Source organism: Chloracidobacterium sp. (assembly GCA_016711345.1).
Taxonomy (GTDB): domain Bacteria; phylum Acidobacteriota; class Blastocatellia; order Pyrinomonadales; family Pyrinomonadaceae; genus OLB17.
Map to the genome: position 1 here is coordinate 1,337,868 of JADJTD010000001.1, position 16,064 is coordinate 1,353,931.

A 16,064-nucleotide genomic window follows, 5' to 3' on the forward strand; every position below is an offset into this window, starting at 1 on the left:
TTAACGATTGCCGTTGTTGCAAATAATACCTTAACTTGATAGTTATTTCTAACAATGCCGGAACAAAAAGACAAACTACTTAAATTTGCGTCGCTGTCGAAATATTCGATAACACAGCGAATAACTATCCGGCTGGCGGACGTTGTTTTCTTTTTGTCTATTAAGTTCTTAGGCTCGCTGGCGCGTTTTGAAATTCGCGGAAAAGAAAATCTTGAAAGAGTCAGGACGGCAGGCAAGGTCCCTATCTATGCACTTTGGCATAACCGCATTTTTCTAAGCACATATTTCTTTCGGAACCGCGGCATTGTGATAATGACTTCGCAGAGTTTCGATGGCGAATATATAGCTCGTACTCTTCAGCGATTTGGATGCGGGGCGATACGCGGTTCATCATCACGGGGCGGAGCAAAGGCGCTTGTCGAAATGATAAAGGCAATGCGAACCGGCATGCCGATGGCCTTTACGGTCGATGGACCACGAGGTCCAAGATACGAGGCAAAACTCGGCCCCATAATCCTTGCAAAAAAAACGGGCAATCCTATCGTGCCCTTTGTCATTGAGCCGCAGAAATTCTGGACTGTGAATAGCTGGGATAAAATGCAAATTCCAAAGCCGTTTACACGCGCCATTACGATCATCGGCGAGCCCATTTCCGTCGATTCTAACGCCAATGACGCCGAGGTCGAATCGAAACTTCTCGAATTGCAGAAATCACTCGACAGCCTCGTCGAGAGCGGTAAGGACTGGCGTCATCAGAGTTCCTGAGCGGTGATAGTGTTCCCTTCGGTCCCATCAATCGACGAAAGGAATTCAGCAGAAAACAGGATGTAGCTTATACAGATAAGATCAGCAAGTAAAAGGTGTCCCAACTGCATAACCATCGGAGCGAGCATCAAAAGCGTAGTCGCCCCAAACGCAATCTGGGCTAATATTAGGATCGATAGTATATTTGACCATCGCGAGACAGTCTTGCCGTTTCCACCTTCTTTTGCGAGCCAGCCCGTCAGAAATATAAGAAAAACACTGGTCAAAATGGCTGTGATCGGATGCAGCAAACGTAAACGCAAAAGGAAATGAGACGTCTGCGAAAAATCTTGAGCCACGCCTTCCGCAATTGTTCCCGCTGGAAAGATCATATGTGAAAGCGCGGCAATTGAGCCGCTTGTTCCAACCAAAAAGATCGCGATAACACCGATCACGATGGCAAGCAGATATTTAGGCTGGGCCCGAAACACGAGACGCTTTCCGCCGCTGGCATAACGCGCCGTAAGCGTCAAAAACGCCAGCAAAATAAACGTATTTATTAGATGTGCCGCCATCCACAAGGGACGCTCTGGCGTGAGGTTTTCTGCGGTGTTGCCAGTGAGAACCAGACCGGCTCCGAGCAGTCCTTCGATGACTACGAATATGAAAGATCCTACGGCGACTCCCAGCGTAAGCCGATTTTGGTCACTCTTGTTCGATTTCCAGCGACGAAATGCCCAGACTAGCAATACAATGATCAAGATCCCGGCGAGTGAACTTGTGATCCGATGAGTGAATTCGATGACCGTTTTTAACTCGGGAGCGGAAGGAATTACTTCACCATGACAAGTGATCCAGTGCTGGCCGCAGCCGTCGCCCGATTTCGATGCGCGCAGAAAAACACCCCATAGAATCACGAGAATGTTGAATCCTAGGACGAACCATGCGTATTTTGCCAACCGCGATAGTTTTGCTGCTTTTTGCATCTTTTGCGAATCTCAGCTTCCGGCTTTTGCCCGCTCAAACAAGTAGAATATCATTGGACGTTGCTGCACAGAAGCCGATTGATGATTAGAAAGACTTTATGGAGATCGAGCATTTTTTTACTTGTCCGTATTGCTGGCAGGAAATATCTTTTGTGCTCGACCTTTCCGCAGGCGAGCAATCGTATGTCGAGGATTGCGAGGTATGCTGTCGCCCGATCGAGGTGAAATACGCATCTGACGGCGAATATCCGACTGATTTTGAGGCTATGGCGATCGACGAATGAAGGAACGTATCGATAAATTGCTGGTTCAGGGCAGATTTGCAGAATCCCGCACTAAAGCTCAGGCCATGGTAATGGCCGGAGTGGTCCTTATTGATGAAAAACGTGTCGAGAAACCATCTGAGCTGTTTGCGACCGACGCTGCCATACGCATCAAGGGAGACTCGCCGGAAAACAAATATGTAAGCCGGGCTGGTCTTAAACTTGAAGGAGCTTTAGCTTCATTCGCTATCGACCCGTCCGGCTTTACCTGTATTGACATCGGAGCGTCAACAGGCGGATTTACAGATTGTCTTCTAAAATATGGTGCTGCACGCATCATAGCCATCGACGTCGGCACAAATCAGCTTGTCTGGCAATTGCGCACCGATCCGCGCATCGATGTTCGCGAAAATACCAATGCCCGCAGTTTGAACCCTAAGGATTTTGACACTCAATTTGATCTGGCGGTTATGGACGTCTCCTTCATTTCCGTAACCAAGATATTGCCGGCGATAAAACCACTTCTAAAACCGACCGGACAAATAATAGTCCTAATAAAACCGCAGTTTGAAGTTGGCCGCGGTGAAGTAGGAAAAGGAGGCATTGTTCGCGAAACAGAAAAGCACCTGCGTGTCGTTGACGAAGTAAATGATTTCGCGGCGGGCATCGGCCTGTTCAATAAAGGTCTTATCGAGTCGCCTATACAAGGAGCGGAAGGGAATGTAGAATTTCTTGCCCTATATGAGCAACAGCAATAAAAACAAAGCCGAACCCATAGAAAATGCCAGACCCTTGGTAGAGGAAGTGGATTTCTACTTTGAAGATGGCCTGATGGTACTTACCAGGCACTATTTGCTTAAACGCGGATACTGTTGCGAAAACCGATGCCGGCATTGTCCTTACGAGACTTCGGCAGATATCGAGTCATAATAGGAAAATATCCATCTCCTCCGATTCCGGCATATTCTCCTCCTCTTCTTCATAATTGTCTGCCAGCTCATACTCATCGTCCTCTACATATCTGGGGCTTTCCCAGCTTGGCTGAGTTTCGGGAGTTACCTGGTCTTCGGCAAATGAAAGAGTTTCCTGGTCTATACCGACAGCGGCTATCGACTTTATAACCGAATCAAGTATTTGCCTCCGTACCGCTTCCTGAGGGTAACTAATGGCATAGTAGATCCATTTTCCATCCCGACGAGTCTCTACGACCCCTGCACCGCGAAGATACGCCAAATGCCGCGAAACCTTTGGCTGGCTTTCGTGCAGTTTGTCAGCGAGAAAGCCGACCGGCACTTCACCGTCAGCCATTAAAGCCAAAAGCCGCAGTCGCGTTTTGTCTCCAAGAGCAAGAAATAGCTTTTCAAGTGCGTAGAAATCGGATTCGACAGTATTTGCTGACATTCAATACATATTTGCAAACACATATATGTATGTCAAACACCTCTCCCTACGGAAACTCAGCCGTGATTGCGTTGGCAATGAATTGTTATTACGATTAGTATATGAGCAAAAACTCTTTCTACACAAAAGCCGTTCATGCGGGCGATGACCGCGCTGCACATTACGGTGCTCTTTCGGTGCCTATCTATCCGGCTTCCGTTTTTGCATTCTCAGATGCTGATGAGGGTGCCGCTATCCATAATGAAGAAAAGGATGGCTACTATTACGGACGACTAGGCAATCCGACTCAACGAGCGTTGGAGGCTGTAATGGTCGACCTCGAAAACGGCGAATCTGCCCTGGCCTTAGCATCAGGAATGGCGGCGATCTCGGCGGCGATCTTGACGCTTGTAAGATCAGGCGAGCACATCGTAGCCCCGCAGTCGATGTACGCTACAACGACCAACTTTCTACATCATATAAAAGAACGGTTCGGCATCGATAATACATTTGTCGATGCAACCGATGCCGAGAACTATCGTGCAGCCATCAGGCCCGAAACAAAGCTCTTTTGGATCGAAACCCCGACCAACCCGCTTGTTCTCATTACCGATATCGAAGCTGTCACCTCGATAGCCCGCACACATGGCATCACGACCGTTGCTGACAACACTTTTGCGACGCCATTTAATCAGCGTCCACTTGAACTGGGTGTTGACGCTGTGATCCATAGTGCAACTAAGTACCTAGGCGGCCACAGCGACCTTACGGCAGGTGTTCTGGTAGGCAGCCGTGAGGTTGTCGAGGCCGCAAGGCATTGCGCTAATAAATTCTACGGTGGAAACATTGCGCCGCAGGTTGCATGGCTAGTCGTTCGCGGCATCAAAACGCTTGCCTTGCGAATGGAGAAGCACAATTCAAATGCCTTTGCCATTGCAAATATGCTTGGCGAACATCCGAAAGTAAAAGCCGTTTATTATCCCGGCCTCGAATCGCACCCTAATCATGAGATCGCAGGACGGCAAATGCCAGGCGGTTACGGCGGCATGATCGGGCTTGATCTTGGAACGATCGAAGCGGGGAAAGTCTTTGCAAATGGTGTCCGGCTTTGCACGCTCGCCACATCCCTAGGTGGTGTGGAAACTATTCTTCAACATTCCGCTTCAATGACCCACGCTACGATACCGCGTGAAGACAGATTGAAGGCCGGCATTACTGATGGACTGATACGTCTTTCGGTCGGCGTCGAAGACGTTGACGACCTGATCAAGGATCTGACTCAGGCACTCGATAAAACTTGATCGAAAACAAAAAAAGGAAGCCGATCAGGCTTCCCTTTTTCGCAATAAAAACCTTTCACATTATGCGTCGTTATTCTCGCCTTTTGATTTGCTGCGTTCGGACGCTGCTACAGCTTGCGGCAGCGGCAATCCGATGGCGTCAGCACTCTTAAGCGGTTCCTGTTCAACATCGCGATCGTGAACGTCGGCAATTATCATCTTGCCGGACTGTTTGGTAAACATAAGCTGCTCTTTTTCGGAATCAAAATCTACCAAAACAAAATCGCCGGTTTCCACTTGTTCCGTAGCGACAAGGTTCGATAGCGGGTAAACCAGAAAACGCTCGACCGCTCGTTTTAAATGACGTGCTCCGTATTTTAGATCGATACCTTCGCTAAGCAAAAATTCTTTTGCTTCTGTAGTACATTCAAATACAAATTTCGTTCCTGCCGACTCTGTAATTCGATCCTGCACCGAACGCAGCTCGATCTCGAGTATTTGGCGGAGATGGTGTTCCTTAAGGCTGCGGAAAACGACGACCTTGTCAATGCGGTTCATAAATTCGGGTGAGAATTTACGTTTCGCAGCTTCGAGAGCGGTACGATAGATCTTGGTGTCGATCTCGTTATCTTCTTTTGCCTGATCGGTCTTTGTCGGAGCAAAGCCTATGCCGCCTGAGATCATTTCGGACATCTCGCGAGCACCCAAATTGGATGTCATGATAACGATCGTCCTTGAGAAATCAACGCGGCGATTGTCGCCAAGCGTAAGCGTCGCTTTGTCTAAAATGCCTAGCAGAAGCTGCCACAGCGAATCTGATGCCTTTTCGATCTCGTCAAAAAGCACGAACGTCAGCTTTGTGTCATCAGTGTGCGATTTATCGAGATTTTCCTGCGTCAACATCGGCGATGTTTCGCGATGGCCGAGGTATCCTGGAGGCGAACCGATCAGTTTGGCGATCTCATGCGAATGCTGAAACTCGGCACAGTCGATCTTAACGACAGTGTGAGGTTCATTGAAAAGGACCTCAGACGCAGCTTCGACTACGCGCGTCTTACCTGAACCTGTCGGGCCGAGGAAGAGCATCGTGCCTATAGGACGTGAAGGATTGTTCATCCCGGCCAGATAAATCTGGAAAAGCCCGCTCATACGGCGAACCGCGCGTTCCTGGCCGACGATCCAGCTTGTAAGCTTATCTTCAAACTCCGCCGCCCGCGGACTCTTTCGTTCCGGATCGAGAAGTATTCCCTTATCTGTGTTTTCTTTTTTCTTAGCCGCTTCCTGTTTCATCTTCTTGCCTCGTCGGAGCCACTTGCCCCCTTCTGCTGTAGAACGTTTATATGAGTTCAAACTTGCCGTTTATCTTAACGGCATGCTGTCGTCAACAATGATGATTTCAAAAGATTGTGAGTTGGCTGGACTTTGTTGTCTGGAAGGGTAAGCCCAGAGGACAAGGCGAGTATGAAAGCCCGCCTCTAATCTATGATTAACATATTAAACACAGCGGACGCAACAGAAAATTGTCAAATAACAAAAATATTTCTGGAACGTCCGCTGAATTAATTGTATTGCGAGTGACTTAATCGTAATATTCGAGGCCGAGATGCGTGATCAATTCCTCGCCTTTCATATGCCGCAAGGTGTTCTTTAGTTTCATCAACTGAATAAACAGATCGTGCTCTGGGTAAAGGCCAGGAGCAGTTTGCGGAGCTTTGAAATAGAACGAAAGCCATTCCTGAATGCCCTTCATACCCGCACGCGCAGCGAGATCCATAAATAACGCGAGGTCGAGCGCCAGCGGTGCGGCCAGGATCGAATCGCGGCAGAGGAAGTCGATCTTGATCTGCATCTTGTAGCCGAGCCAGCCAAAGATATCGATGTTGTCCCAACCCTCTTTGTTGTCGCCGCGCGGCGGATAGTAGTTGATGCGAACGACGTGCGAAAAATCTCCGTAGAGTTCAGGGTAAACTTCGGGCTGGAAAATATGTTCGAGCACCGAGAGTTTGGAAACTTCTTTCGACTTGAAATTCTCGGGGTCGTCAAGAACTTCGCCGTCGCGGTTGCCCAGAATGTTTGTCGAGTACCAGCCGTCGAGGCCGAGCATTCGTGATTTGAAACCGGGAGCAAGGATCGTCTTCATCAGCGTCTGGCCGGTCTTGAAATCCTTGCCGCAGATCGGCATTTTTGTCTTGTCGGCAAGTTCTGTCAACGCCGGAATATCGACCGTCAGATTTGGAGCTCCGTTCGCAAAAGGCACACCCGATTTGAGAGCGGCGTAAGCATAGATCATTGACGGCGCGATGAATGGGTCGTTGTCATACATCGCTTTTTCAAATGATTCAAGCGTCGCGTGTATCGCCGATTCCTCGATGTAGATCTCGGTCGATGCGCACCAGACCATTACGAGCCGCGAGCAATTGTTGTCCGACTTAAACTTGGCGATGTCAGCGATCAACTGCTCGGCCAAGTCCATCTTATTCTTGCCGGTCTTGACGTTTTCGCCGGTTATGCGTTTTACGTAATTCTGTTCGAAAACGGCGGCCATCGGCTTGAGCGAGGCAAGCGGTTCGGAGACCTGATTGAGCAGGTCTTTGTCCAGAACGCCCGCATTCATCGCCGCGTCATAGGCGCTGTCGTGAAAAATATCCCACGCGCCAAAAACGATGTCGTTAATATCGGCGAGCGGCACAAAATCCTTGATCTTTGGCGATCTGTTATCGGTGCGTTTGCCCAAACGGATCGTGCCCATTTGCGTCAAGCTTCCGACCGGCTCCGAAATGCCGCGTTTGATGGCCTCCACGCCAGCGACCAACGTCGTGCTCACCGCACCCAGCCCGACCAACAAAATACCAAGTTTCCCTTCTGCGGGAGCAATTTCCACGCCCTTAGATGTCATTAATTTCCTCCAAAAACAATCATCAAGAATAACGTTTTCAAGCCGCTCAAGGCAAATACAGCGAAAATAAAGAATAGACCCTACGACACCAAATTATGCTTCGTTTCTGAGCGTTCCGATCGTTCCACGGCGTTCCACATACGTGTGGAACGGTGTAAACATTGAAAACAATATAGTTGCCGTTGTATTTAGGCCGTGTTCCACGATTTTTGAAAAAAAACAATATCGGTCAAAATTGTGGTGGCCCGCAACGTGCCCGACATTTTAAACTCTGCAAACATTGCTCTTACAAGACTGTTTTTGTAGTGTTTCGACAATTTTGCAGAGGCGCCGTTTGTCTTACAGGTTATGACAAATTGCGCGGTTTGTGAGACAGATCGTTACAGCTTTCTCTGCCGTCTAACGGATTATCAATGAGCAATGATCATCGAAATTTCGACGATCCCACAGTAAGCTAGCGCACTTTAAATAAAATTGGAATACCAACTTTCCAGATATGACGCAACTTTCTAGATTTGCCGTAACTTTCCAGCTAGAAACCCATGGATTAACCACGATAAACAAAAACAAACACGAAAACAGAATATCTTTCGTGCCTGTTCGTGAATTTTTGCATTTTAGTACCGAAACGCAGTTATTTTTGAGTCATGCTCTTTACCGTTGCTAATTCCGTGTCTCGGCCGGCAGCGATGTCTGTGGCGGTTGGGCGGACATGGATGTCGGGTTCGATGCCGGTGTCCGGAGCCTCGATGATTGGGAATTGGCCGATGAGCGGGAGGTCAACTTCGATTTTTGATTTAGGCAGATTGAGAAAGTAAAAAGCGCCGCCGTTTATACCGCGTTGGTTGCCGCCGGTTGGTTGGCCGACGAGTGTTGCGAGCTTATTTAATTTTACGGTTTGCGCGAACTGAAAGGTCGCAGAGCTGTTCACTGCCCCGACAAGAACAAAAACGCGGCCCATGTAGCGCCGTCCCGACGGCTTGATCACCGAACCACGCTCATCGTCGTCATAGCGCCGCAAGATGTAAAAATCACCTGCCTTTTCGCTTGCCGACTTTCCCCAATCGTCAAACGAACGGTCCCACGTTTCCAGATACGGAATTAGATCGGTCGGAACTTTCTGATAGCGAACCAGCCGTCGCGTCTTGCTAAGCACGATCTCATGGTCGGCGATACGGCTTATCACGGCGTCGCCAACATCTTGTCCGCCCTCGTTCGCTCTGATGTCGATAACGAGATTCGCCACTTTTTCATCGATCAGCCTATCGAATGTCTCGTCAACAAACTTTTTCCAATCCCACTTGCTGTTGTAAAGGGCCCATGTCGGCATTCGAAGAATCGCAGTAGAACTGTCAGGCCTTTCGAGCGTAAATGCGGGTTTGTCATTTTTGGGGTCTTCAGGATCGGACAGCCTTGCAGCCTTTCGCTCCTCGTCGGTCAGCGGCATGACGAGTGCCTTAACTGTTTTGGATGAGCCGATCGGCCTCATCACGAGTTCCATTTGTAAAGCTTTAGGCGGAAAGAACATCGGAAAATAAATGTCGAATGCTTCCCAGCGATCATTGCCGCCGACTTCTAGATACGAAACACGCTTTGCGTCGTTCGAGCCGTCCGCGCGTGCAATAGTCATTAGTTTTTCAAGTATCTCCTTCGCCTGTGTTCCGTTGATAGACACTATTTCGGTTCCCGGCTTTATATTTGTATCGGCGTCAAAACTGCGAGTAACGATCATCTGTCCGTCGAGCCAGCGAAAATAGAAAGGGACGCGATTTTTGCCTTTAAAAAGCGCCTCGACAATTGATTTTGGTTGGTTATAAAAATTTGTGTATGTGTGGCCGCATTTTACCTTCGCGAGAAAAACGGAAATTTTCACATAAGCTTCACGCAAACTCATATCGCGGCTAAACTGGCGTTCAAGATCGGCGAAACTAGCATCCATTTGTGCTTTTGTATTGTAGCGGTACAGGCCGGGATGAAGCTGCTCGTAGGCCCGCCGCAATATTGCAAGGTCAGACTTGAGATCAGCCGAAGAGATCATTTGACCCGCCGCTGAGGCTTGGCCAAATACGAAAGTGCATGCACAGAAGACAACAAGGACAGCCGAAACAAAAAGTCTTTTCATAAACAATGGGTATGGTTTTTAGAAATTAGTTACAATTCAAATTTCGCTCGAACGCCGTAAGTGGATTTAAATTGAAAGCGATTCAATCTTTAGGAAGATAAACGCGAAAATCGATCTCAGGAAAGATATTGTCGCGGTTTTCGATCTCGGCTAAAAGATCTTGGTCGATGTCACCGGTGTCGAGCATTTTGGCGAGGAGGTCGAAACGGGAGATGTGCGATTGGAAGCGGCGGCTGGAGTATTCGACGGTTGTGCCTTGGTAGATCTGGAATGCCCAGTCGGAGGATTGAGCGAGGAGGAGTTCGCGAGCCATTTGGTTCAAAATGCGGACTGAGTCTTGAGTCTTGAGTCTTGAGTCTTGAGTAGAACCGCTTGCCTCAGACTCCAGACTTAAGACTCCAAACTTGTTGGCGTATTCGGTCATTTTCCGTTCGGCGTCGTGTTGGTATGGGTACATCCAGGAGTTGCCTTCGTTAAGCCAGACTTTGTAGTAGCCGGCTTCGCCCCAGCTTGAGGCGGTTGGTTTTTGGATCTGGATCGGCAGGCCGGAATCGAGAAAATCTCCCGGCGTGATCGCTTGAATCTCGGTCTGATCGAAGTGCAGCTTCTTAAAGAAAAAGTCGATGAACTGCGGCCCTTCGTACCACCAGTGGCCGTAGAGTTCTGCGTCGTATGGCGAGACGACAAGCGGTGGATGACCCTCGAAAGTTTCGCGCAGTTTGTACGCCTGCTTGATGCGTTCACTGATGAAGTGCGATGCGTTTTCGGCGGCCTTGTCGCGTGCGAGAGCGGGAATGTAAGGTTCCTTCAACTGCTGCGGCACATCTCGGCCGGTGATGCGGTGATATTTTAGGCCGAGGTGTTTGCGGTTTGCGTGTTCGTCTAGGTAAGGCCGCAGATAATCGATCGGCGCGTCCCAACCGATGTCGCGATAAAATTCTCGATAGACATCGTTGCCCGGATAGCCGATCTCGGCGCTCCAGACCTGTTGACTTGTTTCGACATCGCGTGCGAAAACAGCGACACCATTCGGGCAAACAACCGGTGCGTGAACACCGTAACGCGGACGCGGATCGCCGTAAAGTATCGCGTGTGTATCCGAGATGAAATACTCTATACCCGCGTCTTTCAACAGATCTTCGATGCCCGGCTCGTACGCACATTCTGCCAGCCAGATGCCGCGCGGTTGCCGGTGAAAATGCTTTTTGTAATTCTCGACCGCGATCTGTACCTGCGCACGTCTCGATTCGATCGTCGAAATAAGCGGCATAAAACCGTGCGTCGCGCAGCACGTAATTATCTCGATAACCCCTTCGTCCTGAAGCTCTCGGAATGCGTTGATGAGATTTCGTTTGTAGCGATTGTTCCAGAGATCGAGCGACGCCGACAAATTATCAACGTACATCTTTGCGACGGATTGAAAATCCATCGATTCTGTTTTCGTTCGATGCAGCTCTTTGTTTGCAAGCTCGAGCAGGTTTTCGAGGTGCTCGGTGTAGCGCGTTTGCAGCAGTTCGTCGGCGAGCATTTCGCACAGCGGCGGCGAGACGTTCATCGCAAGTCGCGGCTTCACACCGGCCTCGTGCAGGCTTTGAAAAATAAAAATTAACGGAAGATAGACTTCGGTGATCGCTTCGTAGAGCCAGTCTTCTTCGAGAAATTTCGGATATTCGGGATGCCGCACGAACGGCAGGTGAGCGTGGAGAATGAGGCTGAAGTAACCGACAGGCATAAGCTGCGATTAGTATAGCTATTGCTGCTGGCTGATAGCTACTGGCTGCGAAGTGAAAATGAGCTAAGCGGCGCGTATTTCGGCATGATGTGGCGCGTTTTTAATGTTCGCGGAAAATGCACGAGGCTCGCTCCGTAAACCGCCGAGCCGACTTGATGCTCGACAAAATCAGCTTCGTCGATGTCGAAATATTCGCTCAAAACGTTCATAGCATTGACTGCTGCGATGTTCGATGCGTTTGCCTGCAATATCGCGAAAAGCGTTGCGTTGACCCTTAAACGCAGTTCCTCGATCTTCAATCCTGAAGCCAACGCCATCATCGCGTATCGAATGTCCTCCGCCGCAATGCCGCGCAGATCGTGATCGCCATTACCAATAAAATGCGAAAAAGCAGTGTGCGTTACATTCTCTGATGCTTCGTGGTCGTCGCCGGCCATCGCTACATCAAAAGCGTCCTGCGAAAATCCCGCAACATCCAAGACTTCGGCAAACTTGCTGGCAGACACGCGCCAGTCCATCTCACTCGCAACACGAGTGCTTGGACTTCGGCGGGGCGTTTCGATCGTGTTTGAATAGATGATGCGAAAATACGGGCGATTCGGAGCGTAAAATCCAATCTCGGCCTCGTACTTGCCATTCGGCTCGACATCGAACCACCAATTCCCTTCGGCCTCGGCACGTTGGATCACCTCGACGCCGCTGTTAAACTCAGTGAGTTTTAGGACGAGCGTGTAGCTGCCCTGATCGTCCCCAAAAGCACGGCGGAGCAAATGGTATGGATTCTCGCGAACCGACCAGTAGAAATAGAGCTTCGTCGGCGTCTGCATCATTAGGCGAGCGCGATTTTCGCGTTGCGGATCGGGCAGTTTTGGCTCGGCAAGTGCCTTGAACGCAGGCGAAAGCTCGACTTTCGGCTCGGCAGCCGCGATCTCTTCGGTCACGTCGAGAGTTGGTTTCTTTGGTGTTTTTTTCGATGCTTTCTTCGCTACTAACACCTCGGTCGCTACCTCTGCCGGTTTTGACACTTTCTTCAATGATTTCTTTGTTTTAGCCAACACAGGAGGTGTTGCCGTCGGTTTTGACACTACCTTCTTCGCTTTAACCGGATCAGCCGCTACCGCTTTAGGTTCTGACACAGGCTTTGCGACCACTGCCTTCTTTGATACTTTCTTTGCTTTTGTAGGCTCAGTCGCTACCGCAACCGGTTCTGACAGTACCGGCTTCTTCGATACAGGTTTTTTAACGGGCGAAGTAGCATGCTCTGTCCACGGCGAACGCGGTAAGACCTCTTTTGACTCGACAATTTTCTTTTTAGCCGCTGATTTTTTAGCTGCTTTCTTTTCCATAACACAAAAACCGCAAACTAAGAGTATGCGGTCTTTCTACAAAACTTACAAGGTGAGACATTATAGCCGGAATGCCGTGTTAACCACTAGCTGCTGGCAAGAGCAATGAAATCTAGTCTATAACCGACGAAGATTTTAGCTTGATGTCGAACCTGCCCCATTCGGTTTTGATCTGCGCGCGGACGGGCGTGTGACGGGCGTCGTCGGTCATCCAGATCACCATTTTCCCTTGCCTTTCGATCAGGCGGTCCGTTCCGAATATTTCAGGTTCGACGCGAAAACACCAGACCTTTCCAAACACCGTATCCTGTTTTTCGCGAGCGGTCACCGCAAACGGAACTTTGTAAACAAGGCCGGAATCGCTAACCGAAAATGAGAATTTTTTTCCGACGGCAAGCGGCAGCATTCTAACGCCATAGATCGCCGATATCATGTCATATAACTGATCGCCGATTTCGGACGCGATCCGACGCGGCGGACGCATTGCATCTTTTGGATCAGTTTCGACGAAGCTCACACGCTTTGCAGCGTAATCAAATTTTGCCTCGCTGTCACGAACACGCTCTTTTTGCACGTCGTGCTTTGTCGTTTTTAATATTCGGAAAGTGTCGAGATCGACGGTCGATTGATACTGTTGAAGAAAGCTGTAACGAAAAAGCTTTAGCAGCGAACCTTTTGAAACCGCCTCTGACTTGATCACGAGTTCGTTGGAATTTGGCGTCGCTACGGCAGAAAACGTCAGGTCGGCGACGGCCATGCTGAGCTTATATTTGCTGCCCTTTCCTTCATACTTGAGCGTCTCGCCGTCAAACATCCTAGCCGCAGGCGTGGCAGAAGGCTGTGCAAAACCCAAACCAAATGCGGCCAGAGAAATGGCCGCGATCATTAATACTTTGTAACACGATGATTTCATATTACTAACCGAGAAAATATGTCTTTGCGGCAAGAACTCCAATTGCTGCCAGCGCACCGACCGCCGCTCGATATTCTCTGTATTGCAAGTATAGCCCGAAATCAAATTTTTCGTCCGATTTTTTCCATGGTGAAAATCGAGGTAAAAACATCGGAACGTTTCGAGCATATTCGTCATAATCGTCGCCAAAAATACGGCGAATATCTTCTACTTCGACGCGCATTACGGGCAAATAGATGCCGATGAACAGGCCAGCAAACAAAATTGCCAACCACCAAACGCCCGACGCCACCGTAAACCCAAGGCCAAGAAAAAATGTGCCGAAATACAGTGGATTTCGCGTATATGCATAAGGTCCAGTCACTGCCAGCACACGAGCCTTTCTGATATGCCCGCTCGCCCAAGCTCTGATCGCAAGTCCAATGAGAGCGACGCCGCTGCCAATCGCAATGCTCAGCATCGACGGTTTTGCAAATATCAAAAATACGACGGCAAACAGAAAGCCGAGCGGTATGCGGATTCGTTGTAATGTTCGCTTGTCCATCTATTCACTGTTCAATCTATTATTTACTGCCTTAAAAACCGCATCCACATCGGAATCCATACAGATCCATTTTGAACACGTGCGGCGATGGCAATCAACGCGGCAATCAATTTCGTTGCGTTCGACGCAGATGTCGTTGGGGTTTGGGCTGCCGTTTCGCCACCATTCGGTTGGACCGAAAAGTCCGACGATCGGCGTTCTGGCCGCCACCGCGATGTGCGTCGGACCAGTGTCTCCGCCGATGTAAACACGGGCACGTTTTGCTAATTCATAAAAACCTTTCAGGCTCGGCTGCGTAAATAGTACTCTACCTGAGCGGCTGTTCACAGCAATTTTTTCGGCCAATTCATCTTCATTCGGGCCTGTCGTAACGACAGACCTGATCCCTTTGTCTTCCCAAAGCCGGTCCGCAAGCTGTCCAAACTTTTCGGCGTGCCAGAGTTTTGTCACCCAGCCGCCGCCGGGATTTAGTATCGCAAATTCACCGCCTATTTTTTTGATAATAGCCTCTGCCGCTGTGACATTTTCGGCGGTTGATGCGATCGGAAATTCGAGAGCGGTGTTCGGGATCGTAAAACCCAAAGCTCCGGCGGCAAGAGCAAGATTTTTTTGGATAACATTAATTTGCGGCTGCGTTTGTACGGTATTTGTGAGCAACAGGCGGCTCATAGGTTCGCGCAGGCCAGAACGCGAAAACCCCCAGCGCCGCTTTGCTCCGGACAGCTTTGCTATCGTTGCCGATTTCAAAAGTCCCTGAAAATCTATCGCAATATCAAACCCAAACCTTCGCAACCCTCGAAGCTGACGGCTTGCTTCGTGAACGATCTTATCTATGTCGCGGCGACGGCGCAGCCTTCGCGTATCGACCTCGATCAGGTTGTCTATGAGCGGATTGCCTTTTAATATTTCAGACGAGCGTTCCTCGACGACCCACGAAATTTCCGCATCCGGAAATTCTCTGCGAATGGCAGCCAACGACGGCAAAGTGTGAACAATGTCGCCGATGCTGCCAAGTTTTACTATAAGGAGCCGCACTGCCTATATGGTAATGGTTGACAACCTCATAGGTAAACGCAGGCCGTCGAATTGGTCATCGATCACACCAAACTTGTCAGCCATGTGGCAATACGGATCCAAGTATCGGTCCCCGCCATCGTGAGGCGAATGATGTGCGACGCTATGAGAAGAATTGTTCCCGCGAGAAATGCCCTGTTCAGTTTGCCGTTTCTCCAAGTGTCATAGATCAGGAGCGAGATCGCGATCAGATCAGGGATGCCATAGAAAAACGGCGGCGTTGAAGCAAACGCGAATGGAAACCGGCCAAGCGCCGGCGGCAGAAAATTGAGCACCGTCAAAAGGATGAGCCGCTTATGGTTAGCAGGAGTTCGTCTATAATACACCGCCCCGGCAAAAAGGATGGCAAACACAATCACATCGCCTAACGGCACGATCAGGAATGACAACGGTGGAATTCCGGGAACGCCGCCGCCTCGAGCAGCGGAAGCGATACCGGTCATCGCACCGGTGATGACAAGCAACGGTGCGAGTGCCGTTCCAAAAATACCGAGCTTCTGGTGTAACTTTATTTTCTTAGAAGAAATGAGATAAACCTGTGTGATAAACAGGATGATCCACATTGTCATCAGCAAGCCGTGAAGGTGAACAAGCATCGACGGTATAGGCGGAGAATCGAATGCGAACTTGAGATAATATGTTGGTCCAAAGCCTATCAGTACCGCGATAGGAAACAGGATCGCAGCAGCCGCGTAGATCCTCCTATCGGAACGCCGCCAGTCAAAAGGTTCATTCATCGCCATGATCTTTCTCCTTAAGAAATAGGGTGATTTTGATTATTGGG

The 16,064-nt window shown here is 49.5% G+C and carries 16 protein-coding genes; 5 read left to right on the forward strand and 11 right to left on the reverse strand.

Annotated elements, in window-relative coordinates:
* The first annotated feature begins 54 nt into the window (after positions 1 to 54).
* On the forward strand, positions 55 to 765 hold the full coding sequence (locus IPL32_05480) for a lysophospholipid acyltransferase family protein (GenBank protein ID MBK8465264.1): 711 nt from the start codon (positions 55 to 57) through the stop codon (positions 763 to 765).
* Here IPL32_05480 and IPL32_05485 read toward each other — a convergent pair.
* Complete coding sequence (locus IPL32_05485) at positions 753 to 1,730, reverse strand: COX15/CtaA family protein (protein ID MBK8465265.1); 978 nt, start codon at positions 1,728 to 1,730, stop codon at positions 753 to 755. The genes IPL32_05480 and IPL32_05485 overlap by 13 nt on opposite strands.
* A 98-nt stretch (positions 1,731 to 1,828) precedes the next feature.
* Between IPL32_05485 and IPL32_05490 the strand changes: the two genes are divergently transcribed.
* From IPL32_05490 to IPL32_05500, 3 genes are read left to right on the forward strand one after another with little or no spacing between them, the layout of a single operon-like run.
* Positions 1,829 to 2,014 (forward strand): CPXCG motif-containing cysteine-rich protein, encoded by a 186-nt coding sequence (locus tag IPL32_05490; protein ID MBK8465266.1) that lies wholly within the window; start codon positions 1,829 to 1,831, stop codon positions 2,012 to 2,014.
* A complete protein-coding gene (locus tag IPL32_05495; protein ID MBK8465267.1) occupies positions 2,011 to 2,751 on the forward strand; it encodes a TlyA family RNA methyltransferase in 741 nt (246 codons plus the stop codon). The genes IPL32_05490 and IPL32_05495 overlap by 4 nt, the downstream gene beginning before the upstream one ends.
* Complete coding sequence (locus IPL32_05500) at positions 2,735 to 2,923, forward strand: hypothetical protein (GenBank protein ID MBK8465268.1); 189 nt, start codon at positions 2,735 to 2,737, stop codon at positions 2,921 to 2,923. Before IPL32_05495 ends, IPL32_05500 begins: the two co-directional genes overlap by 17 nt.
* On the opposite strand, the gene IPL32_05505 is transcribed toward IPL32_05500, so the two are convergent.
* The gene (locus IPL32_05505) at positions 2,918 to 3,394 is read right to left on the reverse strand and encodes a winged helix-turn-helix transcriptional regulator (GenBank protein ID MBK8465269.1); all 477 of its coding nucleotides are present in this window, start codon (positions 3,392 to 3,394) and stop codon (positions 2,918 to 2,920) included. The genes IPL32_05500 and IPL32_05505 overlap by 6 nt on opposite strands.
* A 101-nt stretch (positions 3,395 to 3,495) precedes the next feature.
* Between IPL32_05505 and IPL32_05510 the strand changes: the two genes are divergently transcribed.
* Positions 3,496 to 4,674, forward strand: coding sequence for a PLP-dependent transferase (locus IPL32_05510; GenBank protein MBK8465270.1), 1,179 nt, complete (start codon positions 3,496 to 3,498; stop codon positions 4,672 to 4,674).
* 60 nt (positions 4,675 to 4,734) lie between these two features.
* Here the strand turns inward: IPL32_05510 and IPL32_05515 are convergent, their stop codons facing one another.
* From IPL32_05515 to IPL32_05555, 9 genes are all read right to left on the reverse strand, one after another.
* Positions 4,735 to 5,943 carry an ATP-dependent Clp protease ATP-binding subunit gene (locus tag IPL32_05515; GenBank protein MBK8465271.1) on the reverse strand — a complete coding sequence of 403 codons (1,209 nt, stop codon included), beginning with the start codon at positions 5,941 to 5,943 and terminating at the stop codon, positions 4,735 to 4,737.
* Positions 5,944 to 6,232: 289 nt separating this feature from the next.
* On the reverse strand, positions 6,233 to 7,549 hold the full coding sequence (locus IPL32_05520) for an inositol-3-phosphate synthase (protein ID MBK8465272.1): 1,317 nt from the start codon (positions 7,547 to 7,549) through the stop codon (positions 6,233 to 6,235).
* Positions 7,550 to 8,183: 634 nt separating this feature from the next.
* The gene (locus IPL32_05525; GenBank protein MBK8465273.1) at positions 8,184 to 9,671 is read right to left on the reverse strand and encodes a peptidase S41; all 1,488 of its coding nucleotides are present in this window, start codon (positions 9,669 to 9,671) and stop codon (positions 8,184 to 8,186) included.
* 82 nt (positions 9,672 to 9,753) lie between these two features.
* Positions 9,754 to 11,403, reverse strand: a complete 1,650-nt coding sequence (locus tag IPL32_05530; GenBank protein ID MBK8465274.1) for a DUF1957 domain-containing protein — start codon at positions 11,401 to 11,403, stop codon at positions 9,754 to 9,756.
* Positions 11,404 to 11,441: 38 nt separating this feature from the next.
* Positions 11,442 to 12,749: a DUF4912 domain-containing protein gene (locus IPL32_05535; protein MBK8465275.1), complete on the reverse strand. Its 1,308-nt coding sequence runs from the start codon at positions 12,747 to 12,749 to the stop codon at positions 11,442 to 11,444.
* Positions 12,750 to 12,861: 112 nt separating this feature from the next.
* Complete coding sequence (locus IPL32_05540; GenBank protein MBK8465276.1) at positions 12,862 to 13,635, reverse strand: DUF3108 domain-containing protein; 774 nt, start codon at positions 13,633 to 13,635, stop codon at positions 12,862 to 12,864.
* A 31-nt stretch (positions 13,636 to 13,666) separates the two neighbouring features.
* Positions 13,667 to 14,206: an isoprenylcysteine carboxylmethyltransferase family protein gene (locus IPL32_05545; GenBank protein ID MBK8465277.1), complete on the reverse strand. Its 540-nt coding sequence runs from the start codon at positions 14,204 to 14,206 to the stop codon at positions 13,667 to 13,669.
* Positions 14,207 to 15,241, reverse strand: a complete 1,035-nt coding sequence (gene waaC, locus IPL32_05550) for a lipopolysaccharide heptosyltransferase I (GenBank protein MBK8465278.1) — start codon at positions 15,239 to 15,241, stop codon at positions 14,207 to 14,209.
* A gap of 62 nt (positions 15,242 to 15,303) precedes the next feature.
* Positions 15,304 to 16,017, reverse strand: coding sequence for a hypothetical protein (locus IPL32_05555; GenBank protein MBK8465279.1), 714 nt, complete (start codon positions 16,015 to 16,017; stop codon positions 15,304 to 15,306).
* Positions 16,018 to 16,064: the final 47 nt, after the last annotated feature.

Bases quoted from the DNA above. Each gene is read 5' to 3' on its own strand.
- IPL32_05480 (MBK8465264.1), top strand. From the start codon at position 55: ATGCCGGAACAAAAAGACAAACTACTTAAATTTGCGTCGCTGTCGAAA.
- IPL32_05485 (MBK8465265.1), bottom strand. From the start codon at position 1,730: ATGCAAAAAGCAGCAAAACTATCGCGGTTGGCAAAATACGCATGGTTC.
- IPL32_05490 (MBK8465266.1), top strand. From the start codon at position 1,829: ATGGAGATCGAGCATTTTTTTACTTGTCCGTATTGCTGGCAGGAAATA.
- IPL32_05495 (MBK8465267.1), top strand. From the start codon at position 2,011: ATGAAGGAACGTATCGATAAATTGCTGGTTCAGGGCAGATTTGCAGAA.
- IPL32_05500 (MBK8465268.1), top strand. From the start codon at position 2,735: ATGAGCAACAGCAATAAAAACAAAGCCGAACCCATAGAAAATGCCAGA.
- IPL32_05505 (MBK8465269.1), bottom strand. From the start codon at position 3,394: ATGTCAGCAAATACTGTCGAATCCGATTTCTACGCACTTGAAAAGCTA.
- IPL32_05510 (MBK8465270.1), top strand. From the start codon at position 3,496: ATGAGCAAAAACTCTTTCTACACAAAAGCCGTTCATGCGGGCGATGAC.
- IPL32_05515 (MBK8465271.1), bottom strand. From the start codon at position 5,943: ATGAAACAGGAAGCGGCTAAGAAAAAAGAAAACACAGATAAGGGAATA.
- IPL32_05520 (MBK8465272.1), bottom strand. From the start codon at position 7,549: ATGACATCTAAGGGCGTGGAAATTGCTCCCGCAGAAGGGAAACTTGGT.
- IPL32_05525 (MBK8465273.1), bottom strand. From the start codon at position 9,671: ATGAAAAGACTTTTTGTTTCGGCTGTCCTTGTTGTCTTCTGTGCATGC.
- IPL32_05530 (MBK8465274.1), bottom strand. From the start codon at position 11,403: ATGCCTGTCGGTTACTTCAGCCTCATTCTCCACGCTCACCTGCCGTTC.
- IPL32_05535 (MBK8465275.1), bottom strand. From the start codon at position 12,749: ATGGAAAAGAAAGCAGCTAAAAAATCAGCGGCTAAAAAGAAAATTGTC.
- IPL32_05540 (MBK8465276.1), bottom strand. From the start codon at position 13,635: ATGATCGCGGCCATTTCTCTGGCCGCATTTGGTTTGGGTTTTGCACAG.
- IPL32_05545 (MBK8465277.1), bottom strand. From the start codon at position 14,206: ATGGACAAGCGAACATTACAACGAATCCGCATACCGCTCGGCTTTCTG.
- IPL32_05555 (MBK8465279.1), bottom strand. From the start codon at position 16,017: ATGAATGAACCTTTTGACTGGCGGCGTTCCGATAGGAGGATCTACGCG.